The organism is Verrucomicrobiota bacterium, from assembly GCA_039192515.1.
Lineage (GTDB): Bacteria > Verrucomicrobiota > Verrucomicrobiia > Methylacidiphilales > JBCCWR01 > JBCCWR01.
In genome coordinates this window covers 266,514-290,644 of record JBCCXA010000001.1, presented here as the reverse complement: position 1 = coordinate 290,644, position 24,131 = coordinate 266,514, and the positions used below count along the sequence as shown (strand labels likewise).

Below are 24,131 nucleotides of genomic sequence, written 5' to 3'. Positions count from 1 at the left end.
TCGCTGAACTTCTCTTACATCGCTCATGTTTAAATTTTTTTATTAGAGCCCGCAACTGACTCTCAAGAGTGCTTTTAGCTGTCCGATTACTCACTATTGACCTAATATACTTCAATAAAGAGTTTTCTTAAGATGATTGCTAGTTATCTTTTTTCTATAACAAGAGGTGTTAAATGTTAGCTTTTGCTACTTACTTTGAAGCCAATTTGGTAATCAGCTTCTGCCTACTGTGCTTTCTAGCGGTGCATATTATATCGCGCAATACCATGTTATTTGTTGCTTTACTAGGCCTTTTGCTTGTCCCACATGTCTTCCCAGTACCTACAGAATACAGGGGCTGGTTTAAAGATAAAATGGCCTTTGAAGTTGAAAAGGAAAAGAGTGGAAAACTAGTCGAAGAAGCTCAATCTAAAGAAAATAGATCTACTGATAGGGATCCAGATGGAGAAGTTTTTTACCAAAGGCTCTCCGAAGTGTTTGGAGTTTCTGAAGAACGGGTTAGAAGTATTCACGGCGAAACACTTGAAGGCGTGGAGATCTCCCTAGACCAAATGATGGGAGGATCCTCCAAGGAACGTATGGAGGCCGTGCTTAACCTCTATGAGAGTATGGGTGCAACTCTAGGAGTCGATGAGAAAAGAATGGAGTTAATTCAGGATTTGGTAGCCAGTAAAGCTGGAAATAACAGCTGGTTTGATCGATCTCTTACTCAAGGAGGCGAAGTTGAAAATGGCAGAACACCTCAAAAAGGAGGCTTGCCGTCCGTTATAGAAAGTATCAAAAAAGGAGAGACACAGACCATCACGATAGATAAAGATTTTAGAAAATCCTTTCTCGGTGGAGGAGAATCCAAGGAGATCAAAGTGACTCGGTTGCTCAAGGACGCCTTTCAAGATCCTGAGGCTATGTGGTTGGTGATTCGCTTTTTTTGGATAGTGGGCGGGTTTTATATTTTCATGCAGAAGCAGTCATGGGGGATTGGATTACTAAGTATGAATTTGATGCCATTTGCTTATCTGACGGAATTCATTCCCTTTGTCATGTATATAGCAGAGGAAAACCCCTCGACCCGGGTTGCTAATTATCTATTTGATAATCCTCAACAGCTCATTGCTGCTGTTATGCGCATGGATGTGAATCCCTGGTCTCTTCCTATGTTGGGGCTGGCGCTTGTTTTTGCTTTCTACATGCTTTGGCGCCTAATTATAAAATCCCAGCGCAGTAAAATGGCAGACTATCTTGACCCCAATCATTTTCAGATAATGATGTATGGAGAACTCAGAGATTTTCAAATTAGTGAGGAACAGATATGGGTAGATGGTGTCCCTATCGAGATCAACAAGATGCGGTATGACCCCAAAAACAAGAAGAAATGGTTCCTAGCTAGTGGCAGTGAAATAGAGTTTATTGAGAGAGATAGCGGCTGAATTTAATGGTGCTATCACCGTTAATCTACTTCGTTGATTGCCTCTAAAATTTCTTCCTCCAGGTAGACTTCCTCTAGGACTTCCGAGGCCCAAGGCGCTAAAGCAGAAAGTCTTTTTAGCATTCTACCTGCCATGATTTGGATAGCTGGCACTTCGCTCCATATGGTTTCGCGCAGACACTTCCAGTAACGCGGGTCAAGTTCTTTAGGCTTCTCGATTTGCCTAAGACATCCTTGGCAAATGAAAATGCATTTCTCGAAATCTGGTTCTGCAGGGACTGGTGGCACCTCATAAACGAAGAGCCGGTCAGCTTTTTGACATAGCTCGCACTTAGAGCGTGAGCGCCTTACCAGATCCTTAGCAAAGATCTGTAAGGATGATTGACTGTGTTGATGTGCTGCCCTTTTCTTAGTCATCATAAGGTTGTTCATCAGGCAATGGAGTCTGAAATAAATTTTTGAAAAGATACCCATTTCGGTTCGTCATCGTTTTCTGCTTGCACCCAATACCGGCTTCGATCTTCGGGATGTTCACCAAGAACTTTAGTGTATGACGGAATCACGACACCAGCTACACGAACTCTCATAGAAATATGGACATGAGGATTAATAAGAGAATCTCTAACAATAACGCCTGCGGCCAGGTAGGTGTATTCTCCTATAATAGACGGGCCTAGAACTTGAGAACCGTTACCAAAAAAAACGTTCTGTCCCACCTTAGGGTGTCTTCGTCCAGATTTGGCTGCCAGGTTAGATGCGCCCAAGGTCACGCTGTGATACATAAAGACTCTTGGCTCAATTTGACTTGTAGCGCCAATGACTGTGCTATGCCCATGATCCATAGCAAACGGGCTCGCAATTTTTGCTAATGGGTGGATCTCTACATTAGTGTCTTTTTGCACATGCTTAGCGATGAGCTCTATTTCATATAAGTGGTTAGGGTCCAATTCAAGAAGAGCTTGAAAGATTCTGTGTGTTGCTATAGCAGCCATACCCCGGCGCACACTGAGAACTTGAAACTCCGTATATTCATTGGAAGCCGGGTCATGCTCAATAAAGAAAGAAAGATCTTTCAGGATATTTTTTGTTATAGACTCTGACACCTCAGGCTGAAAATATCTATAGAGAAAGGAATGAAATTTCTCGGCAGTTACTTCGCCACCATCTAGTCCTAGGACATTGATCAATTCTTGTTCTAATGAAATAAAGTCAATTTTCATGGAGCTCTAATTATATTTGGGAGAGGAGGGGGATATTGGAATCATTACACTTGGTCAGACTTACCTCTGGTCTATAACATGAGCAAAACGGCTCTTGTCAATAGACTTCATATAGGCCTCGTGCCCAGATATGATTCCTTTTTTCAAAAGTTCGTCAATAGCATCGTCCATAAGTTGCATACCTTCTTGCTTTCCCGTCTTGATCGTATCCTGCAGTTTAACGGTCGAGCCCTCTCTAATGATAGCTGAAACTGCGGCATTGGCTTTCATGATTTCATTAACGGCTACTCTTCCTTTCCCATCACGAGTTCTCATAAGAAGCTGGGCGACAACCCCTCGTAATGAAGTGGAAAGCATCGTTCGCACTAGCTCCTGTTCATCTGCGGGATATGCGTCAATGATGCGGTCTATCGTTTTGCGAGCATTATTGGTGTGCAGCGTGGCAAAGACAAGGACACCTGTTTCAGCAGCAGTGAGAGCCAATGATATGGTTTCTAGATCACGCAGCTCACCAACGAGAATAACATCAGCATCTTCCCGTAGAGCTGCCTTCAGGCCATCGAAAAATGTTGTAGTGTCATTGGGCACTTCACGCTGGGTAATGATGCTATTTCTGTTGTGGTGAACAAATTCAATAGGCTCTTCAATAGTGACAATGTGCTTAGCGTAAGTTGTGTTAATGTAGTCCATGATGGCAGCCAACGTAGTTGATTTACCAGATCCTGTAGGTCCTGTCACAAGAACTAAGCCTGAGTGAATATCTCCAAAAGTCTGAATGATACCGGGTAAGTTGAGCTCTCTTAATGTCTTAATGCGGTTGGGAATGAGGCGAAATATGGCTCCGTAGCCATTTAAATGCTTATGGTAGTTACAGCGAAAACGAGAATCTTCATCCATTTCGTATGCAAAGTCTAGATCGCCGGTCTCTAAGAAATGATTCCACCTTTTAGGGAGACAAATCTCTGACAAGAGAGTATCTAACTCACTTCGAGTAAGAGGTTCTTGCCGGATAGCACTGATATCTCCATGTTTACGGATTTTAGGAGGTTGGCCTTCAGATAGATGGAGGTCTGAACCATCGTTTGATACTAAGATGTTAAATAATCCGTCTATTTTATTAGGGGAAGATAACGTCATTTAGTTTATGCCTTCTGCAGCTAAGGCGGCTGCCATGAGTTTTTTATTTTCAGCCCGATTATATGCAGCTTGCCCTGCTATGACCCCTTGCTTCGCAAGCTCTATCAGGGAATCATCCATAAGCATCATACCTTGGTTACGTCCAATTTGCATCATCCCTGGAATTTGAAAGTTTTGACCTTCGCGAATGAGGTTAGAAATTGCTGGAGTGTTCGTCATGATTTCTAAGGCTAGGATGCGTCCGGACCCATCTAGTCTGGGAACGAGTTTTTGACAGATGACCCCGCGGATAGATTCCGAGACCATGGTGCGAATTTGTGCTTGTTGATTTGAGGGAAATACATCTAACAACCTTTGCATGGTGCGTGCTGCGGTTGAGGTGTGCAAGGTAGCTAACACCAAGTGGCCCGTTTCAGATGCTGTGATGGCTAAGGATATAGTCTCTAAGTCTCTCATTTCTCCCACCATGATCACATCTGGGTCTTGCCTCAATGATCCTTTCAGTGCCGTTGCGAAAGATTCGGTGTGTTGACGAATTTCACGCTGAGTAATTTGGCAACCCGCAGGAGGAAACACATACTCTATAGGTTCCTCTAAGGTAATGATATGTTCTTTTCGCTCATGGTTAATTTGGTTTACCATAGCCGCAAGTGTGGTGGTCTTGCCACTTGAGACAGGGCCCGTGACTAAGATCAGACCATTGTGGTAACGAACCATTTCATAGCATACCGGAGGCAGGCCAATCTCTTGCATAGTCAGGATTTTTTCTGCTATAATGCGAAATACGCATTCCCAGCCTCTCCTCTGACGAATAACAGAGGCCCGTAACCTGGCAATGCCATCTGCCGTGTAACAGAAATCTATAGACCCCTCCTCTTCAACGGATTTGATTTGTTTAGGGGTTAAAAACTGTCTAGCTAAGGCTTCTGAATCATCAGGTGTTAGTTTGGAGTAATCCGGACTTAGGGGCTGCAGAGCTCCAAAGCGTCTCATAAATGGAGGGCTGTGGGGACCTATATGAAGGTCCGATGCATGATAAGAAATAGCTTGGCGAATAAACTCTAATAGGGAGTGCGTGGTTTGAGGGGCGGCGGAAGAAGTAAGCGAATGAGAAGTGCTTTCTTGGGCGGTGCCTTTTTTGTCTTCAGATGCACCATTTGACTGACTTTGGTGCTCTTGAATGAGTGTTTTGAGTCTTTCAAGTTTGCTTTTAGGAAGAATTTCTTGTTCTTCCATGAGGTCTAGGACAGGAATATTCCCCCCTAAATGAGCGACTGCTTGTGTCAACCTTTGACCTGCCTCATCGTCAATCCAGCCTGCCTCTAAACAACTGCTAATGATCCATTCGTTATATTCAATCGTACTCAATTTCTCTATTCTTATTCAAAATTCAAAGCTTCTAAGACGTTCAGAGACGAGGCTTTCACGGCTGGGTAGATACCAGCAGCGAGACCTACAATAGCCGACGACGTAAAGCTTATTATAATTGCAGACATTTCAATCATAGGTGTTGCACTGAGTGGAGCCAAGACCATAATCAATTGAAGAAGTCCCCAACCTGTGAAGACGCCTGCAACTCCACCTAATAGAGAGAGCATCGTCGATTCTAGAATAAACTGAATAAAGACATCGCCAGGCTGAGCACCTATTGCTCTGCGGATACCAATCTCGCGAATTCGGTCTACCATAGTCGCAAGCATAATATTGGTAATCCCTAAACCTCCGACCAACAGACCTATACCTGCAATAAACAGCCCATTTACTCTGGTAGAGAAAATCTGCTTCTCAATCTCGGCTACTTCGTCTTCTTTGGTTTCAAGCTCAAAATTTTCCACTCCATTGTGAGTGAATAATAAGGTCTGACGGATTATATCCTTGGCTTCATTAATTTGGTTGAAACTTGGGATGCCGACTTGCAAAGACGAAAGGGTGGGGTCTGGGCCAAGATCCTCCTTAGAGCTCGTATTACTACCTTTCTTATTCACCATGGTCGTGGAACGGAAAGTGCCAATCGCTGTGGTGAGTGGTATGGCTATAGCATTATTTTTTTTATAAAAGGGATCTTGCCATGGTCTCTTTTTTCTTCGTTTCATTCTTTGCTGGCGTTTCTCTTCGATCTTTTTGGAAAATCCGGTTTCGCGTTCACGCTTGGCTTGTTCGGTGAGATACTCCTCAAAAAGTCCTATGATTTTGAAACTCGTGCCGTTGATAAGAATGGTGGATCCTACGCTATCTCTTTCGGGTTGGTTCCATAGCTCTTTGGCAATACGGTATCCAACGACTGCCACACGGTGCTGGTTTATCATGTCAAGGTCGCTAAAAAATCTGCCCTGAGCAACAACGTGTCGATCCATTACTAGAAAATCATAAGTGCAGCCATAGAGTATGGCATTGCTTCTTCTGTCCTGATACCTGGCGTTCACTCCCATCTCAATCAAGGGACAGACCCAAGTGAAGAAGGGGTTTTGTTTTAGTGCCACGGCATCTTCATAAACAAGGCCTATATTCTGATCTGCGAGGTGCTCCTGATGAGCTGGAGGATCTGCCTTGACGACTGTAACTCTCTCCAGAGTCCCCATTTCTCGATAGCCTTCCAACATCTCGAAGGTCATACCGTTGGTGATAGCAAGCATGGCAAATAGGGATGCAACTCCTAGAATCATGCCTAACAAAGTCAAACAGGATCTAAATTTATAGGACCACAGTCCGCGCAATCCCTCCAATAAGCCAATCGAGAAATTCATCCTAGTTGCGACTATTCGTATTTGAGTGCTTCTATTGGGTTAAGCTGTGAAGCTCTAAAAGCAGGATAGATCCCTGAAACCAATCCTACGGTGACTGCGGACGCAAAGCTGAGAAGCAGTGCATAAAATCTAATAATCGACTCAGTGTCTGAGGGAGCAATGATCTGTAAAAAATGAACAGCGCCCCACCCAAGAATTAGCCCTATAGAGCCACCTATACATGAAAGCACCAAAGCTTCTATCATGATTTGAACGAATACATCCCAAGGCCTCGCACCAATAGCAAGTCGAATACCTAATTCTCTAATGCGCTGCTTGATAGATGCTAACATAATGTTGGTAATACCAACACCACCAACGATAAGACTGACCAAGGAAATAATGCCTCCACTCAGCCGTATCCCAAAGATACGATTATCCATCTTGCTAAAATACTCCTCCATCGTCACGAAACCAAAATCTTCAATTCCATGATGAGTTATCATGAGAATCTTTCGCATTTGTTCCAGGGCGTCTTCATAATAAGCTAAATCCCTAATTTCCACGCCTAGAGAATGCAGTCTATTTTGCGGTCCTTCATCTACTTCATTGACAACTTTAGCAGAAGCAAAAGTATCGAGCATGGTGCTAAACGGAATACAGACACGATCATCTTTCCAGAAAAGTCCTGTAGACGCAAAGGTGCCTATGATTTGAAATGAAATCCCATCTATCAAAATTTTCTCTCCCAAAACTTCAGGATCCTCTTGGCCAGGCCAGAGTTCTTCGATTATTCTTGGTCCTATGACTGCTACTCTATGTCGATTAACGTGATCTAAGTGAGCAAAAAAGCGCCCCTTAGCAACTCGAACATTTTCTGTTATTAAGTAGTCATTCTCCACACCCCTTGGGTCTTCGAAAGCGACATGACCTTTATAGCTAATTCGGCCTTCTATATCTGCTTTCAATTCTGGTGAAACTGCGGACAGTAAAGGTAATCCTCTAAGTGCAACTGCGTCCCTGTAGGTTCTTCCCACAGCCAGCTCCTCTAGACTTTTTTTTTCCGGTGGCAGTTCCTGGTTCATAATTCGAACTCGATTGAGCTTACCGTAGCGTAATAAACTGTTTTTGTATTCCGTGGCTATACCTTCGGTGATCGCAAACATAGCGAAAAGGGAAGACACGCCAAGCGAGATACTAAGAGTTGTCAAGAATGAGCGAAACTTATTGGCACTAGCTTCACGAATGCCCTCCATTAAATTCAGAAACAAATTCATGCTACCTGGTCCCTGCCAGAAGAGAACGAACTGCAAACACTTCGTAGATGGTCTTTGACAACTTTACCATCTAGCAGTTCGATTCTCCGAGGAGTTTCTGCAGCTATCTTGGAGTCATGGGTAACGAGAGCTACTGTATTTCCTTGTTCATGGATACTACGGAACAGTTCCAAAATAGCTTCTCCAGTTTTGGAATCCAGAGCCCCTGTAGGTTCATCAGCTAAAATGAGTTTGGGATCATTAACGAGTGCTCTTGCAATGGCTACCCGTTGATTTTGTCCACCTGATAATTGGGTGGGCCGATGCGAAACTCTTTTTTCGAGCTGCACAGCTTTCAGAGCCTCGTGAACTTTCTCACGTCGGATCTTAGCCTTGATTCCGGCATAGACTAAAGGCAACTCCACATTCTCAAAAACATTAAGCTTAGGAAGAAGATTAAAGCTCTGGAAGACAAAGCCCAGTTTTTGGTTGCGAATCTTGGCAAGAGAAGTCGCAGACGCCTTGCTAACGTCAATTCCATCCAAAGTTACAGAGCCTTTACTAGGCGTATCAAGACAGCCTAATAAATGCATCATGGTGGATTTACCTGACCCTGAAGGACCAATGATAGAGACGTATTCTCCTTTCTTTATACTGAGAGAAACATCATCCAGAGCTCGGACTTCATTGTTGCCCATCCGATAGATCCTGCTGACTTGTTTGAGTTCTAGAAGTGTTGACACGAGTTTAATTTACCGACTGCTAAAACACAGTAGGAGGTCTAGCTTCCTTTGACATGATACTCAATTTTAGGTCGAGTAAGGAGCACTGTATCTTGCTCGGAAAGTCCTGATTTAATTTCTGCATAGTTGATATTGGAAAGCCCAACTTCAACTTCTCTCTTTTCAACATGGGGTGGTTCTTGTGTGTCACGGACGTAAGCGACTTTCTTATCGTCTTCATCCTTGAAGACTGCAGCAAGGGGGACCGTTAGGACATCATTTGCAGTTTCAACGGGCACGGACACCATAGCTGTCATGCCAGGTCGGATTCTTGGATCCGGCGTATTGATGGTCATTTCAACCGTGAAGCCTTTGATGTTTCTTTTGATGCTAGCTACCGGGGATATTTCGGAAATTTTTGCATTCATAACTTTCCCAGGCATTGAATCTACGGTGAAGTTAGCTGACATATTGGACTCTAACCAAGTGACATCAACCTGCCCCACATGTGAGATGATGAGCATTTTATCAAGTTGGGCAATTTCCATAAGAACGGTTCCAGAATTGACACTGGCAGCAGCGACAACCACTTGACCCTCAATCACCGGCATGGTCAAAATGCTACCGTCCATGGGTGCGAGTATTTTCGTTTTGACAAATTTGTCTTCTACTAGGCGTAGTCTTGTTTTAGCACTTTCAAATTTATTAATGGCTATGTCTCGCTGGGTTCGAGCATCAAGAAAAATTTGTTCGGCAACTAACTCTTTTTTAAAAAGCTTTTGATTTCGGTCAAAGTCTCTTTCCGCTTTTTGCAACTCAAGTTTTGCTCCTGTGATTTCTTGCTGGCGAGCTTCTTTTTCGGTCAAAAGATCTCGAGCATCTAGCTCAATGAGTAATTCACCTTTTTTAACGGTATCGCCAACATCAAAATGAATCCTTTTGATTTTAGCGGAAACCTCAGCCTTAACTTCTACTTTTTCTGCTGGATCGATATCACCCGCCGTTTCTACGGTTCGAGTGATTGAGCGTCTTTCTACTGAGGCAATGAGATCCGGAAGGTTTTCGGATGCTGCAGAATCCTGCACTTCCTGAAGATACGGCAACCCCCAATAGCCTGCTGCGGCCACGAGTATCATGGCGAATAAAGCAAAAGTAAGTGTTCGTATCATTTCATCTTAAATTAATAATATTTTTCCAAAGACGCAAGCAAGCGTTTAATATTCACTAAAAGTATGGATACGGCAGAAGTTGCAGAAATATTAGAGGAGATTGGTGCTTTGTTGGAAATAAAGGGTGAAAATCCATTTAAATGCAGAGCTTATTATAACGGCGCAAGGATAGTCTCGACTTTGTCAGAAGACCTAAAAACACTTGTTGATGAAAACCGATTAGGTGAGATCAAGGGACTGGGCAAGGCCCTGCAAGAAAAACTGCAAACACTCGTATTAGAAGGAAGACTGGATTATTACGAGAGCCTTAAAGCAAGCATACCTCATGGAGTTATCCAGATGATGCAAGTTCCTGGTATGGGACCAAAGAAAGTGGGACAAATCTACAGAGAATTAGCCATAGCAGATATTGAGACTTTAGAGAGCGCCTGCCGAGATCATAAGCTTGCTGCTCTAAAAGGATTTGGAAAGAAAACAGAAGATAAGATCCTTCAGGGAATCGAGCAATTGCGCAGGTACAAAAATCTGCATCTATACGGTGATGTTATTGAGCTTGCTGGAGAGCTAGTGGATCAATTACGCGCGCACCCTCAAGTCAGTAGAATAAGCCTGGCCGGAAGTTTACGTCGGAAAAAAGAGGTGGTTAAGGATATAGATCTAATAGCCTCTTCTAATCAGCCTGAAACTGTGATGAAGGATTTTGTATCACTTCAGCTGATTGAAACAGTCACTAACCACGGCGTTACAAAGTCTAGTGTGATTTTAGAAGGTGGCATTCAGTGTGATTTACGCGTAGTAAATGACGAACAGTTCCCCTATGCACTTCACCACTTTACGGGCAGTAAAGAGCACAATGTGGTCATGAGACAGCGGGCTATTGAGAGAGGGATGAAACTTAGCGAGTGGGGTTTGTTTCAAAGAGATGAAAAAGGTGCGTTAGTGAGATGCAATGATGAAAAAGAACTCTTTGATCAACTTGACCTAGATGAAATTTCACCAGAGCTACGAGAAAACTTGGGCGAAATTGAAGTTGCTGATCGAGAGAGTGCCGAGACATTACCAAGACTTTTAGAATGGACGGATTTGCAGGGCACTTTTCATAACCATACAACTGCTAGCGATGGGCGAAACTCTCTAGCAGAGATGGCAGAAGCCGCTGCTAGCATGGGCCTATCCTACCTAGGAATATCAGATCATTCGAAAAGTTCTTTCCAAGCAAATGGACTCTCTGAGGAGCAACTCTTACAACAAATAAGAGAAATCCATGACTATAATAACAAGCAAGATGCGATCTATATTTTTTCAGGAGTGGAGTGTGATATTTTAAAGGATGGGTCATTAGATTATGAGGATGATATCTTAAGACAGCTCGATTATGTTATTGGCTCGGTGCATAACTCCTTTTCACTTGCGGAAAATGAAATGACCCGGAGGATCATCAAAGCAATAGAGAATCCCTACATCACCATGTTGGGTCATATGACTGGACGCATCTTGTTAAGGCGTGAAGCCTATCAAGTAAACGTGTCGAAGATCATTGATGCGGCTGCGGAAACAGGAACCTGGATTGAATTGAATGCCAGCCCGCAACGCATGGATTTAGATTGGCGTTGGTGGAAGAAAGCGCGGGACAGCGGCGTCAAATGTGCGATCACTCCAGATGCGCACCGCCGGGAACAGTTGGGTTACATTCGCTTTGGTGCAGAAATAGCGCGCAAAGGATGGCTTAGAAAGCAAGACGTCATCAACACTCTATCATTAGACAAGATAAAGAAGGAGCTAAGGAAGAAGTCTGCCGCGGCGTAATCCCCCTCAGTTAAGATTCTTCATCATACCTAAAACAAAAAACGTGAGTTTGCCAGCCATCATAAAAATAAAGAAAGCAAGCACCCCGGCAAATACTATCTCTATGGTATGGCGTATAGAAAGGAAAGCACGGTGCTTAAGGTAGAATTCGTTGACAGGGATTCTGCGCAGGTTTATTTCCACATAATCACCATTGGTGAGTTCACCGACTTCAAAATTTTTTATGATTTGGTCAATGTAGTAGCTACCAATCGTGCGCGAATTTCGATTTACGTGGTAACTGCGCAAGTGTGCTTTAAAATGCATAGCCACCTCCGTCATTAGATAAAGTAGATTTCGGTAATGCGATGTTATAAAGTGCAAACCTAATAGATTTTTCATAAGCAACCTAACCCGAGAAGGTTATTAACCGGAAAAGCAAGCTATATCATTCCGCACTTTTGGCAACTTTTTTTTGAGAAAATAGGCAATAAAATACTGTATAGAATAACCCGCAAGGTATTGGCCTACACCTTATATAAATAAGATTGAATGTAAGGAGATGCTAGAATTTGTATGTAAATTATAGATTTTACTGATATAAATAAAATAACCGGTAATTAGGGTATCTTGACGGTGCTACACCAGTAATTCTCAAATTTTTCGGTGATACCTTTCATATCAGAAAAGGTATCTGGCTTCCGAATATAGCTGCAAGCTCCTAGCTTGTATGAATTAGTGACATCGTCTTCATTGTCACTTGTTGTCAACATAACAACTGGAAGTGACATAAAATCGTCGTGCTTACTAAGATGTTCTAAAACTTCAAAGCCACCAATGACAGGCATATTGATATCAAGTAAAAGCATGTCAGGACGCTCCGCCTCAGAGTATTCGCCTATTTGTTTGAGATAATTTAACGCCTCTTGCCCATCGTTTACTGCATCAATGATGCTTAGTCTATCGCATTTTTTGAAAGCATTCTTGATCAGCAAGATGTCGTCATCACTGTCATCCACCAACAATATTCTCAGAGGTCTATCCATAACCAATATATTCATCCGATGATGTAATATACAGCTTTATAGAATTTATGATAGTGTAAAAATAAATTTAGATCCACCACCTTCGCGTGGCTCAATCCATATCTTACCCCCGTGACGCTGAATGATTTGGCTAACAATGGCAAGGCCTGCGCCGGTGCCTTCAACATTTCTTCCTACAGCTCTCTGGAATAGTGTAAAGATCTTTGCCCTGGCTATTTCGGGAACACCTATACCTCTATCAAGCACTTGTACGCCTCGCACTGTGACGTGATCTATTTTTTCCTCGTAGGGCATAATCTGAATACGTGGTGGACTATCACCAGAGAACTTTATGGCGTTATGGATTAAATTATTAAAGACCTGTTTCATCCATGTCTTATCACCCTTGAAGGGATGAAACCCATTAGAAATATCAATCTGCGCCTTTGCCCCATGTATACTGGCATCCAATGACTCAAGCGAACTTTCGATGCACTCTCTTATATCCATAGGTTCTAAAGTAAAAGATTTATTCTTTGCCCTAGATAGATCCATGATGGCATCTAGCAGTAGTCTCATACGGTCTACACCCCTACTAATTCGTTTAATATAGTCAGCCGCCTCATCATCGAATGCTTCATAGTATTCTTCTTTAAGCAGGTCAGAAAAGTTGGCGATGGTTCGCAGGGGTTCACGGAGGTCATGAGAAACGACATGAAGCATCATTTCCAAATCTTTATTTTTCGTCCTAATATCGTCTTCTGCTTTTTTGCGGTCGGTTATATCCCGTAAAAAACCGCAATACAATACCTCACCATCTACAGGTAGTTCAGACACCGAAAGCTCTAGCGGGAAAATTTCTCCATTTTTTCTTTGCGCCTCAAGAGTTCGTCCGACCCCTATGATATCTGCTATCCCAGATTTCTGATTCTCAGAAAGATATTTTTTGTATTTCAAACGATGGGATTCGGGAATCAGCCGACTAATATTTACTCCAATCATGTGTTCAGACTGATAACCAAAGATTCTTTCACACGCTGGGTTGAAACTTTGGACATTTCCGTTTTGATCGACAACCGCCAAACCATCGATCATGTTCTCTAAGATGTTCTTTAATTTTTTTTCACGATCACTTAGCGCTGTAGTTGCCATGTGTTGTTCTGTGATGTCCTTAACTAAAGCAATAACTCCTACGATATCTCCTTGATCATTGTAGTATGGTACCTTATCTGTTTCGATCCATCGCCTTCCGCCGGACTTGGGTTCAAAGCACTCTATAATTCCTAATTTAGGTTCCCCTGACTCAATGACTTCTAAATCATCTTTATGATAATCTTCCGCTACAGTTGGAAAGAACTCTCGAGCATTTTTGCCCTCCACCTCTTCAACGGTTAGCCCCATGGCCTCAGCAGCTGGCATGTTCAGTCGAATGATGTTGTTTTCAGCATCCTTATAAAAAATAAGTGCCGGCACACTATTAAGAATAATATTTAATTCTTTTTCAGACTTTTTTTGTTTATTCCAAGCATTACTTAAAGTTTTTGCCAGATCGCCAATCTCATCTTGGCGCAAAGCTGAAAGGCTATGGGATTCACCAGCAGAATGAGTACGAATACTCTCGGCTATAGCACTAAGAGGTTGGAACAGCCTTTTTTCTAAAAGCAAGTAAATGAACCCTGATAACAACAGGATGATAGAGATAAATAAAAAGGCTGTCTGCTTGAGTTGATTTTCAATATCTTTTTCTAGTCTGTGGGTATTTTTTTCAACAATGACCCAAGCCTTATCGAGCTTCCCTGGAGCATCTGGACTGTCGACGAAAAAAGGCGTAAGAAAAAAAAGGCGATGTTCATCCCTGTAATGAAGCCACAAATGTTCCATAAGCTTAGCGTTGCCTAGTTTTTGGACGGCCTCTTTGTGAATATTTGCGCCTGCCACATTCATGATATTTTTGCCCTTCCAAGCGATGCGACTAGAGGACATGACCTGGAGATTTTTCTCTAATATGACAACCACAGAACTAATATCTTGCTCTATCCCAAAGGCCATAACTGCTCGATTAAGCTTGGGTGAGAAGCCGGAGATTTCTGCAACATATTTTGTGGAGTAGGCAATGACCTCTGCCTGGACTTTGGCATCCTGAAGCAACCTGTTATTTAGGTTACGATGTTGCATCCACAAATAGAAAAAAACGGCTAAAAGAAAACTTAAGAGAATAGGTGCGATAAGACTAGTTTTTAGGGATATAAATTTTCTGCTAGAGCGAGTCATGGACTGATGAATTTAATCTGCTAGTTTAATGGCCTTTGAGAATATAAATGCTTCACTAGAGGGAAGCTCTTGGTATTGTCCCGGAGTTAGGATTATTTCTTTGATGAGTCTGATTCCGTTTTCTAACTCCACTTTCTCATCAAATAAACTTTTTTGTCTATCAATATTGAGTAGCCGTATGCCCTCTAAGGACTTCTTGAACTCATGAGGTGTAATGTTTTGACGATCTGCGGCAAATTTGTGAGCTTCCGCAGGAGACTGAGCGGCAAAATCTAGAGCCTTTTCCCAAGCTTTAATGATTTTAAGAAGATCTCCAGGTCGCTCTTTTACAACCTGACTAGTAGCAGAAACCACATCAATAATCTCACCAGGAATTTCGCTGCTATCAAAAATGATTTTGTTTGTATTATCCCGAAGAAGTTTTACCGATACGGGTGGATAGGTCATCACAGCGTCAACTTCAACACTTAGGATAGCTTGATGCATCTCCTCTTGTGCCATGGGCACCATAACTATATCATCCAAACTCAGGTTATGTTTTTGTAGAGCGCGTGCCACCATGAATTGCCCTAAGGAGGCCATTTCCAGGCCAACTCTTTTATCTTTCAAATCTTTTATGCTCTCAATGCCCTCTCTAGCTATAATCACATCAGCACCATTAGAATAATCGGTGATCATAAAAATCTTTGGGATATTGCCTGAATTTGCGGCAGCTTGTACGACCTCGATAAGACTGGTCGCCATCACGTCTACCGTGCCGCGCTCGTAGGCTCTTCTCAGGTCATCGAGACTTGCCGTCTCTACGATCTGCATGTCGACTCCTAGTTCCTTATAGTATCCCATAGACTCAGCGAGAAAGAGATACTCATAGCCTGGCCATATATTAATACCAAGGCGAATGGGGCCTAATTCTTTCTTACCAAAAAAGTAAACCCACATCATCATAATGATGACAATGGGCACCATGAGAATAACAAATTCTTTGCGCAGATTAGATAATTTTGAGTTCATATAGCATGAATAGATGACTGTTGGGCGTGGCCTATTAGATTTTAGATATCGGCAACTATTCTTTCTTACTGAAAAATAAACACTTTGCAGCATATTTTTCACCTATTTGTGCTAAACCCTGCCATGCCTCTCATCTTGAGCGAGATAGGTGTCTAATAGGCAAAAATGGTGATTAGATTAGATAAGCCAAAGCATTTCCTGGATTAAACTCGAATGATGCCACAGAGACTTATAGATCTGTGCAGGATCTTGGCCTTAAGAAACATAGAGTCTCTTGTTCTTTTGGCTCAAGCTTTTTTGCATCTCGGTCTAACTTCTCTACATCATCCAGTTAAAAAACCTGCGGCAACCCTTCGGTAAGAAAAGTTAGGTTTGGAAGAATTCCTTTAGCCGCTGCTGCCTGCATAAGGCGCTGCGGGGGTTCGTGCATGGGCTCATAGCTGAGTCTATAAGTCCCATAATGCATGGGGATCAGTCTCTTGGAATTCAGTTCTTGAAAAGCTTCTACTGCTTGCTCTGGAGTAATGTGGTGGTCTCGAAATGAAGGTGGCTCGTAGGCGCCTATCGGGAGTAAAGCGATTTCAGGAGATTCACGTCTACCAATTTCTTTGAAACCTTCAAAATAAGCAGAGTCTCCACAATGATAGATCTTACGCCCTTGATATTCAATGATGTAACCTCCATAGAGGCGATGACGGTCTAGGACCATGCGTGCACCCCAATGCTTAGCAGGTGTGAATGTAATTTTGAGATCCTCAAATTCCCATTGGTCCCACCAATTCATTTCCTGGGCTAGCTTAAATCCTAGCCTGTGAACGAGATTGCTGACTCCATTGGGAACGATTATGGGTTGTTGGGCCGCTATGGATTTGAGACTAGGTCTGTCCAGATGATCGAAATGGGCGTGTGTAATTAAAACAAGGTCAATATTAGGAAGTTGGTGCTGAAGGGCACCGGCATGCTTCAAGCGCTTAATAATAAAAAGCCACTTAGCCCAGTTGGGATCAATCAAGACATTGCGTTTGGGTGTTTGAATCAGGAAAGAAGCGTGACCTATCCAAGTTATGGCAAGCTGACCTTCTTTAAGCTTTGGGAAAAGAAGTGGTTGAGGAGCTTTCTTACCTCGACGAGGCTGAAGGAGTGAAGGGATAAGAACCTCTGAAATAAAATTGCGCTGTGTCCACTTGGGTTTGCGCGGGAACCGGGGCAAGCGAAAAGAGTGAATGTTCCGAAGGCTTCTTAAAGGCACTGCATTACTTTATCCTTCATACGCAGTGATGTGGCAAACCTAAAAACCTTCAGGAATTGGAATATGAGGCAAGAGCATAAAACAAGCTCCCGCTATAATCGTTGGGATGAGTGCACTTAAGGCTAAGTAAAATGGGCTAACAGATCGATTAGCAAAATGTTTACTGAGAATAGACTGTCCAGCAGGGTTAGGGGCATTGGCAATAACAGTTAATCCTCCTCCAGTCACAGCCCCAGCGACTACTGCATACTTCATTTCATCAGTAAATGAAGGAACCAAAGAAGCAAGGTAAGTAATAGCCGCATTATCGTTGAATGCTGTAAGAGCAGTGGAACCGATCATGAGAGGCCACGCGTTAAGCACAGAGAGCACTGGCTCGATCCACCATGTTTGGCAACCCCCATGTATCTCTAGACCTGCCAGAAAGAAACCAACCAGTAAAGCGGGCTTTAGATTGATAGAATCATTTTGATGATGTTGTGTTGCATAAGTAAAGGCGATGTAGAAAAGGAAGCCTCCAATGCAAAGTGGTGAAAAGTGAGCAAAAGATACGGTGTAGGCCATGAACAAGAGGTGAACAACAACAATCCAAAGAGGAATAGACTTGGCTCTCGCATCTTTTGAACCATCGACCTCAACAGTCTCAACTGCCATGGTTTTGAATTCCTTAGCAAAGACTACAAAATAAAGGGTGTTGGAGATAAGTATAGCGGCCAGGGCTTTCCAACCAAAGTGAGCCGCCATGAATGGAGTGCTCCAATCCCAAGCAGTAGCTACCATAAGCACGGGAGGCGCTGCAAAATTAGTCAGAGTTCCCCCTATAGAAATGTTTACAAAAAGGAGTCCAATGGTTGCGTACTTGAGTTTGTTGCTTGGGTTGAGCTCATAGAATTTCTGACTCAGAAGTAGCGCTCCAATGGAAATTGCAGCAGGCTCGGTAATGAAAGAACCTAGTAGAGGAGCAATGGTTAGAATGCTCAGCCAGTAAGCAAGAGGGGTGCCTTTACCCAGAGCCGCAATAAAGCTGATGCACTTTTCAGCAAAAAACATCACCGGTCTAGAAGCAGCGATGGTCATAATCACCACTACAAATATGGGCTCTCTGTAATTTACAGTTTCACCAATATAATGCTCCATGACACCACCACCATGCATCACAACTATGATCACTGCGAGAGGCACCACCCAGATGCCGAAGATCGCTTCAATCTCCCCTAAAAAGTGAAAAAGCGTGGCCTTGAAAGATACTTTCTCCTTGCCATCTCTATTTTTCTGTTCGGCCAGTTTCTTTTTGTGTTTATGCTCAATCTTATGAGCAATCGCCATAAACTTACTAGCCATGAAAGTGTGAAGAATAGCGCAGAGAAAAATGATGCTAGCAATAAGATTAAAAGGGGCTTTATCGATCCTACCTTTGAGTTTGGTCCAGATATTTTTGACCTCAGAATCTTTGTAGTCGCTAAGCTTGACAGGAAAATCTGCTTCAGCTCCTCTAACTGAAGCCTGGGTTAGATTTGTGAACTGGAATAAGACCAAAAAGGTCAGTGCCAGTAAACTAACATTTCTAAAGATAGCCATAGCTTTATAGTTGCTTTAACAATCGCAAATCATTAGACGAGAATGGTAAGAATTCAATCTTTTCCGAGAAATTTGCGGGAAAGTTTTATGGTATAGAACCGAAAGAGTGTTATACCAATGGACTAGGAAAGAGGATAAGGTGATGAGTCAGGAAGTTCTAACAACCTCGGAGAAGGCACTCCAGGTTAATTTAGATAATGCAAAGTACGGGACCTTTGCGGAAATTGGAGCTGGGCAAGAAACGGCTCGTTGGTTTTTCAGAGTAGGGGGTGCGGCTGGCACTATTGCAAAAAGCATGTCCGCCTATGACATGAAGTTTTCCGATGAGATCTACGGAGTGAGTGAACGCTACGTTTCTCGCAAGCGTTTGCACAAAATGCTGGATCACGAATACGAGCTCATCATGCAAAGGCTATCAGGAGAGAGAGGGGAAACATCACAATTTTTTGCCTTTGCAGATACTGTTTCCGCTCGAAATTTCCGCGGAACTAATGAGTGTCATGGATGGGTTGGCATTCGCTATCAATTGGGTCCCATGCAGGACTCTAATGACATCATTATTCATGTGCGGATGCTAGATGATACAAACTTGGAGCAACAGGAAGCGCTCGGCATCGTGGGGGTTAACTTAGTCCATAGCGCCTTTTACTTACATCATGAACCCGAATCGTTTGTTCGCTCATTATGCCAAAATGTATCCAAAGGGAGGATAGAGGTGGACATGGTGAAATTTTCCGGGCCTTCGTTTGGGCATATCGATAATAGGGTTCTAGCCTTGTATCTTGTAAAGCATGGTTTGACCGAAGCGACTATGTTTGCGCCTGATGGTGAAGTATTGCAACCAGCTGAGATGCTTTATAAACGACCCATCCTAGTTGAAAGAGGAAGGTTTCGTCCTGTAACCAAGCTCAATATTGAGATGTTAGAATCCGCACATTTTCAATTTTTCCAAGAGGACGGCAAAACGGAGCAGAAAGAAGAACTAGTTGAAATCATGGAGATCACCATGAATAACTTGATGACCAAGGGCGAAGGAGGTCTAGACCTAAAGGACTTTATTGCGAGAGTAGAAATATTGGGTGCACTCGGAAAGTCTGTTGTCATTTCTAATTACGCGGAGTTTCACCGTCTAGCAAGCTACCTTTCTCGAGCCTCTAAAGAAAAGATAGGCATTGTCTTGGGAGTACCTCTTCTAAAAGAAATTTTCAAAGAGAAGTATTACGAAGATTTAGCTGGGGGCATTCTAGAATCATTTGGACGACTATTCCGCAACCAAGTACGATTGTATGTTTACCCTGCGAGGAATCCAAAAAACGAACAGATTATTACGGCTCATAACCTTGAAGTAGAGCCTCATTTGCAACATCTGCACCGCTACTTGATAGAAAACCGCTTTATTGAGCCCATCCGTTCTGAAAACCCCGCAATGGTCAACTTCTCTTCTAGCAATGTTATTAAGAAGATAAATCTAGGAGATGCCTCCTGGCAGCAACTTGTTTCACCACGGGTTGCCAAAATCATTAAGGAACGAGGTTTTTTTGGGTTGAAGTAGTTACGCCACATCACAAAGAGACAGGCGTACGGTCTCAGTGAAGGAAAAAGGATTTGGCATCCAGAAGCTCAAGTATGCTGCTCTAATTCATGACTTCCCTTGCTCAAGTGCTCATGAATGACAACCCATGAATCACCTTCCCGCGCCAACACGGTAGTCCCCCGGCCTGAACCTGAGGCAGCTTTGCCACGAACGAGACCGGACCAATCAAAACGATAAATGCATACGGCGAGTTCTCTGGACTCCGCTAAGCATACCAAATGACTAATCTGATAGGTCTCATCCTTGATTATTTCAAAGTTATTCTTGATAGCCGCTTCCACAGCCTGCTTGCCAACATGACTTGAGCCGTCACTGAACCAATAGACCGCATACTTATCGATAAGCTTTACCATATGATCCAGTCCATGAGAACCTGTAGCGGTTTCGTAAGTGCGCATGAACTCTTTAGCTGTCATAAATCCCTAATTGGCATAAGGCAAAAGCTAAACGCTTGCCAGTGTATCACCCACATAGGCACCTTGTGGTTTGTTTACTCAATTGTGTGGTAATACGCAAACTCAATCAATCTTTCTTTCAAGTTTACCACAAATGTCTGGCAGTTCTTGATCTATTTCTTAAAATCTTTTTTTCCATTTGACCCGGATGATGTAACAGAAGTTGAATGAGATGCGTCATAGCTTGAGTGACAAGAAAAAGAGAGTCGACAAAGATATATCAAAAGGTGATGCCCCTAGGAGACTCTATGCTTCTTGCGACCAAGATGTTCCACAAATCTTTAATTCACGAGTGCATCATCCGGGTTTAATAGCCCTCATACGCTCAAGTTAGCGAGAGACTGCTATGGCCACGCTTTAAGAATTTAGCTCTGGCGGTTCTGCTCTAGCCAATTCTTTCTTAACTGCCGCTTCCACATATGTGCTTCAACATAGCACCCCACCCAACCACCGTTCTTTTTATGTCTCTGTATCATATCCGATATACCCATTCTACTATATGACTCAATAAGCTCAGCGTATGTGAACAATTTTCCTAGGATTTCTATAGAGGCCATATGTCTTGTCAAAAGTGCCTAGAAGAGAAAAATAAGCACGCCCCTCTAGAGGATTGCCAAACTTCTCAGTATAGGAACGAACAAGTAAGTCATCGGCCTCTTTGCGCCAGCAAACAAAATTCTCTCCAAGATCGAATCGATTATAACTAACGAGGGCACCTTTCTCTCTTTCGGCGAGTTTCTGAATTTCCGAATCACCTAGATCACACATATTCAGATAGGGACCATATTCGTTTTCGTAATAATGGGTGATGTAATCTAGCAGAACCACTTTGCGGATGTTTACGTTTCGCACAGGCCCCTTAGCCCCTGACCTAAAACCAATTTTATTTTGCAGTTACAAAACCTAGGGCTGCCACAACCCATGTTGAATTTCGTCCTGAATAATGATTGCCCAGGTCCCAGTTTCTCCCTGTTTTGTAGGAGGGTATGCGATTACTGCGCCGGCGGCCTCGGCCTCTTTAACCGCCTTGGTTATGTCTTCGACTGCGAAATAAACTCGAACGATGGGCTGCTCATGTTCCGCCAATGGTGCGCGAACTCCTATGAAGGTTCCGTCGCCTGTTTTCGCGATTTTGGCTCGCCCCAGATCTTCAACCTCTGTACCAAAGGATACCCCATGAACTTGCTCCAAAATGTTGCACTGTTTCTCAACCGAGGCAGAAACGAATTCAACGTAATGAGCTTTCGTTACTGGACTTCCCTTCTCACCGGTGCTTTGTTGAGACTCACAAGCCCAGAGCAGTAGAGGACTTACAGCGACAAGCAGTTTGCTAAGCCAACCCATTAAATGGGGCATCCTTTTTTCCTGTTATTAACTCTCAAATACTCAATGATACATAAAAGACTTAAAGATCTTCGTGAAATAAGTTCCAGAGTATTCTTTTGATTTTTCATTGATGTATTCTTCATTGGAAGCCAAAGCCTCATGTTCTACTTTGATATCTCATGACATATCTCATAAACAGACATATTGAAAACCCGATTGCCATAAGAATAACAATGCCTGTTACCATTGAATGAATAACCAAGAGATTTTCTGGCAAAAAGAATCCCAGTATACCTGATAGGAACAGAGGAAATCCTAACAAAGAGAATAGCATGCCTCCTACCTCGTTTAAATGATACCATGCTTTGTCTGATATAAATGTCTGGGGCAATCTAAATCCATAAATCGAATTCATTGGAATCCTATTATAAACCAGCGGCATTGCACACACTGTAATTAGAATGCCTGCTAGTAGCCACACAATACTCAGTATGATCATTTTTAGCCTTTCTTTGAATGAATCAATTACCTTAACTTTATCTATAAATAACTACAAGTCGCCATGATAATTTTTAACCCTGATGGAAAATTAAAAGACAATACGGCAAACACAAAAGATGCCCAATAGGCACAAGACAACCCCGGCAACTCTAAAACCCTTTTTCCCATAACGCCCTGCCATGGCAAGAGATTTGAGTCCGTATTTAGGAACTAATAAACAAAGGGCCACCTTTGCCATTAATGCATGCCCATAGAGTGTGATAATTATTCCAGGCCATGCCCATTGCTGATGAAAAGTCACTATTATAGCAGCCGGCCAGAGCTCCAATATGCAGGAACGCCAAATCACACCACGCTCTCCCATAGAGTGCAGTGAAACAAAAAACTCTTGCCACATATTTGGTCGCACAAGGTGCGAAAAGCCCATGATAAGAAATGGAATTGCCAGAATCGCTTCTACAGGATGTTCAAGAGTACTAAGCTGCATGCTAACAATAACCTTAAATAAGATAAATGATCATCACATTTTGGCAATAACCTTAGATCAACTAGTATTAGCCCTAAAATTCCCTAACTATTCCCAAATACTATGGGGTGACTAGCAGACTGTGTTGTGGCCCATCCTGAGGATACTTCAATTTGTCTCTATCTGGAGACTAATAAATAAAGAAGCATCCGGGCCCGGATCTATAGCGTATTTTACAGATTCCATTTCATTATCCAACACCTCGGTTTCTGTAATCTCCGCCCCTGTTTCATTCCAAGTGATTAAGTCTGGTGAAGTCAGAACTTTGTAAACGATTCCTTCGCGCTCGGCATTTCTTAGCCTTAAGTGTGAATACTCTAACATTGACCCGTTCCATACACCTAGTGAAGGTAAAAGAGCATGTATACTTTTATTCAAGGGATCACCACCGAGTCCAACCTCTATAAGGTTTGAGAGCCCATCGCCATCGAAATCTTCATCCGCACCCCCAATATCCATACCTACTTGCGACCACCATTGATCAATACCATCGATTATCCACTTTGTAGCCATCTCCTTTTGGGCTAACTCGAATTTTAAGGAAGTAAGGGATTCATCGTACATTTTTAACTCTCCAATCATTCCACTCATGTAACAGGAATTATTGGTGGGGCTTCCCAGGGTCACTGCTTCCGACAATGAAAAATCCGCCGATCTTACACTTGAACTCTCTATTGATTGATTCATGGAATCCCAAAACTCAAACAATTCTGAAGCCGGATTATAGTTAACGGCCAATACAACTGTATTACCAGCGACAAGATTTTGCCCACCCGGCGTAAGTGTCAGTCTCCCAAGGCAAGCCTTTAACTTACCACTTGATTCATACCTTATTCCAAAACCTGATGACGTAAATGCTGAAGTATTCCCAACAATGTCGTTTTTATTATTGAGGATATTCTCTGCTCTCAACGCAATGATCACTGCAAACCCATTACTCGAGCTCATGATCTAACCATGAGTCAGATTCCTCATCATCAAATAAATGGCTTCTCCTCGATCCCCTCGACTCATTACATGATAAATAGCTCCTTCATACTCTACTCGAGGTTGTCTAGGCATATCGTTACCCTAGAAATGATGATCTTGTTGTCAATAACAAGGTCTGACCCCTTTTCGGAGGCCTTCGATTTCTTGGATTTCATTTTTTTCATTCA

The 24,131-nt window shown here is 42.8% G+C and carries 23 protein-coding genes; 4 read left to right on the top strand and 19 right to left on the bottom strand.

Annotated elements, in window-relative coordinates; translation table 11 throughout:
• Positions 1-173: 173 nt before the first annotated feature.
• Complete coding sequence (locus AAGA18_01340; GenBank protein MEM9443971.1) at positions 174-1,427, top strand: hypothetical protein; 1,254 nt, start codon at positions 174-176, stop codon at positions 1,425-1,427.
• A gap of 20 nt (positions 1,428-1,447) precedes the next feature.
• Here the strand turns inward: AAGA18_01340 and AAGA18_01335 are convergent, their stop codons facing one another.
• The 8 genes from AAGA18_01335 to AAGA18_01300 form a co-directional block, all read right to left on the bottom strand.
• Positions 1,448-1,846: a phnA protein gene (locus tag AAGA18_01335; GenBank protein MEM9443970.1), complete on the bottom strand. Its 399-nt coding sequence runs from the start codon at positions 1,844-1,846 to the stop codon at positions 1,448-1,450.
• An 11-nt stretch (positions 1,847-1,857) separates the two neighbouring features.
• The gene (locus tag AAGA18_01330) at positions 1,858-2,646 is read right to left on the bottom strand and encodes a hypothetical protein (protein MEM9443969.1); all 789 of its coding nucleotides are present in this window, start codon (positions 2,644-2,646) and stop codon (positions 1,858-1,860) included.
• Positions 2,647-2,706: 60 nt separating this feature from the next.
• The gene (locus tag AAGA18_01325; protein ID MEM9443968.1) at positions 2,707-3,783 is read right to left on the bottom strand and encodes a PilT/PilU family type 4a pilus ATPase; all 1,077 of its coding nucleotides are present in this window, start codon (positions 3,781-3,783) and stop codon (positions 2,707-2,709) included.
• Positions 3,784-5,151, bottom strand: a complete 1,368-nt coding sequence (locus AAGA18_01320) for a PilT/PilU family type 4a pilus ATPase (GenBank protein MEM9443967.1) — start codon at positions 5,149-5,151, stop codon at positions 3,784-3,786. It abuts the gene before it with no gap.
• An 11-nt stretch (positions 5,152-5,162) separates the two neighbouring features.
• Positions 5,163-6,527, bottom strand: coding sequence for an ABC transporter permease (locus tag AAGA18_01315; protein MEM9443966.1), 1,365 nt, complete (start codon positions 6,525-6,527; stop codon positions 5,163-5,165).
• 11 nt (positions 6,528-6,538) lie between these two features.
• A complete protein-coding gene (locus AAGA18_01310; protein MEM9443965.1) occupies positions 6,539-7,783 on the bottom strand; it encodes an ABC transporter permease in 1,245 nt (414 codons plus the stop codon).
• Positions 7,780-8,460 (bottom strand): ABC transporter ATP-binding protein, encoded by a 681-nt coding sequence (locus AAGA18_01305; GenBank protein ID MEM9443964.1) that lies wholly within the window; start codon positions 8,458-8,460, stop codon positions 7,780-7,782. Before AAGA18_01305 ends, AAGA18_01310 begins: the two co-directional genes overlap by 4 nt.
• An 83-nt stretch (positions 8,461-8,543) precedes the next feature.
• Entirely contained in the window at positions 8,544-9,653 is a 1,110-nt protein-coding gene (locus AAGA18_01300; GenBank protein ID MEM9443963.1) for an efflux RND transporter periplasmic adaptor subunit, read from the bottom strand.
• Between the two features lie 63 nt (positions 9,654-9,716).
• Here AAGA18_01300 and polX point away from each other — a divergent pair, with 63 nt between their 5' ends.
• Positions 9,717-11,459, top strand: coding sequence for a DNA polymerase/3'-5' exonuclease PolX (polX, locus tag AAGA18_01295; GenBank protein MEM9443962.1), 1,743 nt, complete (start codon positions 9,717-9,719; stop codon positions 11,457-11,459).
• 6 nt (positions 11,460-11,465) lie between these two features.
• Here polX and AAGA18_01290 read toward each other — a convergent pair whose 3' ends face one another.
• The 6 genes from AAGA18_01290 to AAGA18_01265 form a co-directional block, all read right to left on the bottom strand.
• On the bottom strand, positions 11,466-11,840 hold the full coding sequence (locus AAGA18_01290) for a hypothetical protein (GenBank protein MEM9443961.1): 375 nt from the start codon (positions 11,838-11,840) through the stop codon (positions 11,466-11,468).
• Between the two features lie 218 nt (positions 11,841-12,058).
• A complete protein-coding gene (locus AAGA18_01285; GenBank protein ID MEM9443960.1) occupies positions 12,059-12,484 on the bottom strand; it encodes a response regulator in 426 nt (141 codons plus the stop codon).
• 45 nt (positions 12,485-12,529) lie between these two features.
• Positions 12,530-14,638: a PAS domain S-box protein gene (locus AAGA18_01280; GenBank protein ID MEM9443959.1), complete on the bottom strand. Its 2,109-nt coding sequence runs from the start codon at positions 14,636-14,638 to the stop codon at positions 12,530-12,532.
• 108 nt (positions 14,639-14,746) lie between these two features.
• Positions 14,747-15,745 (bottom strand): ABC transporter substrate-binding protein, encoded by a 999-nt coding sequence (locus AAGA18_01275; GenBank protein MEM9443958.1) that lies wholly within the window; start codon positions 15,743-15,745, stop codon positions 14,747-14,749.
• Between the two features lie 331 nt (positions 15,746-16,076).
• On the bottom strand, positions 16,077-16,994 hold the full coding sequence (locus tag AAGA18_01270; protein ID MEM9443957.1) for an MBL fold metallo-hydrolase: 918 nt from the start codon (positions 16,992-16,994) through the stop codon (positions 16,077-16,079).
• Positions 16,995-17,033: 39 nt separating this feature from the next.
• On the bottom strand, positions 17,034-18,572 hold the full coding sequence (locus AAGA18_01265) for a putative Na+/H+ antiporter (GenBank protein ID MEM9443956.1): 1,539 nt from the start codon (positions 18,570-18,572) through the stop codon (positions 17,034-17,036).
• Positions 18,573-18,714: 142 nt separating this feature from the next.
• Between AAGA18_01265 and AAGA18_01260 the strand changes: the two genes are divergently transcribed.
• On the top strand, positions 18,715-20,124 hold the full coding sequence (locus AAGA18_01260) for a TonB-dependent receptor (GenBank protein MEM9443955.1): 1,410 nt from the start codon (positions 18,715-18,717) through the stop codon (positions 20,122-20,124).
• A gap of 68 nt (positions 20,125-20,192) precedes the next feature.
• Here the strand turns inward: AAGA18_01260 and AAGA18_01255 are convergent, their stop codons facing one another.
• Positions 20,193-20,582, bottom strand: coding sequence for a nuclear transport factor 2 family protein (locus AAGA18_01255; protein MEM9443954.1), 390 nt, complete (start codon positions 20,580-20,582; stop codon positions 20,193-20,195).
• Between the two features lie 211 nt (positions 20,583-20,793).
• Between AAGA18_01255 and AAGA18_01250 the strand changes: the two genes are divergently transcribed.
• Positions 20,794-20,955, top strand: coding sequence for a hypothetical protein (locus tag AAGA18_01250; GenBank protein MEM9443953.1), 162 nt, complete (start codon positions 20,794-20,796; stop codon positions 20,953-20,955).
• Positions 20,956-21,134: 179 nt separating this feature from the next.
• Here the strand turns inward: AAGA18_01250 and AAGA18_01245 are convergent, their stop codons facing one another.
• The 4 genes from AAGA18_01245 to AAGA18_01230 all read right to left on the bottom strand — a co-directional run bounded on the left by AAGA18_01245 (position 21,135) and on the right by AAGA18_01230 (position 23,922).
• Positions 21,135-21,473, bottom strand: coding sequence for a hypothetical protein (locus AAGA18_01245; GenBank protein MEM9443952.1), 339 nt, complete (start codon positions 21,471-21,473; stop codon positions 21,135-21,137).
• A gap of 51 nt (positions 21,474-21,524) precedes the next feature.
• Positions 21,525-21,977, bottom strand: a complete 453-nt coding sequence (locus tag AAGA18_01240; protein MEM9443951.1) for a hypothetical protein — start codon at positions 21,975-21,977, stop codon at positions 21,525-21,527.
• A gap of 559 nt (positions 21,978-22,536) precedes the next feature.
• Positions 22,537-22,935 (bottom strand): hypothetical protein, encoded by a 399-nt coding sequence (locus AAGA18_01235; GenBank protein MEM9443950.1) that lies wholly within the window; start codon positions 22,933-22,935, stop codon positions 22,537-22,539.
• Positions 22,936-23,082: 147 nt separating this feature from the next.
• Positions 23,083-23,922, bottom strand: a complete 840-nt coding sequence (locus tag AAGA18_01230) for a hypothetical protein (GenBank protein ID MEM9443949.1) — start codon at positions 23,920-23,922, stop codon at positions 23,083-23,085.
• Between the last annotated feature and the right edge of the window lie 209 nt (positions 23,923-24,131).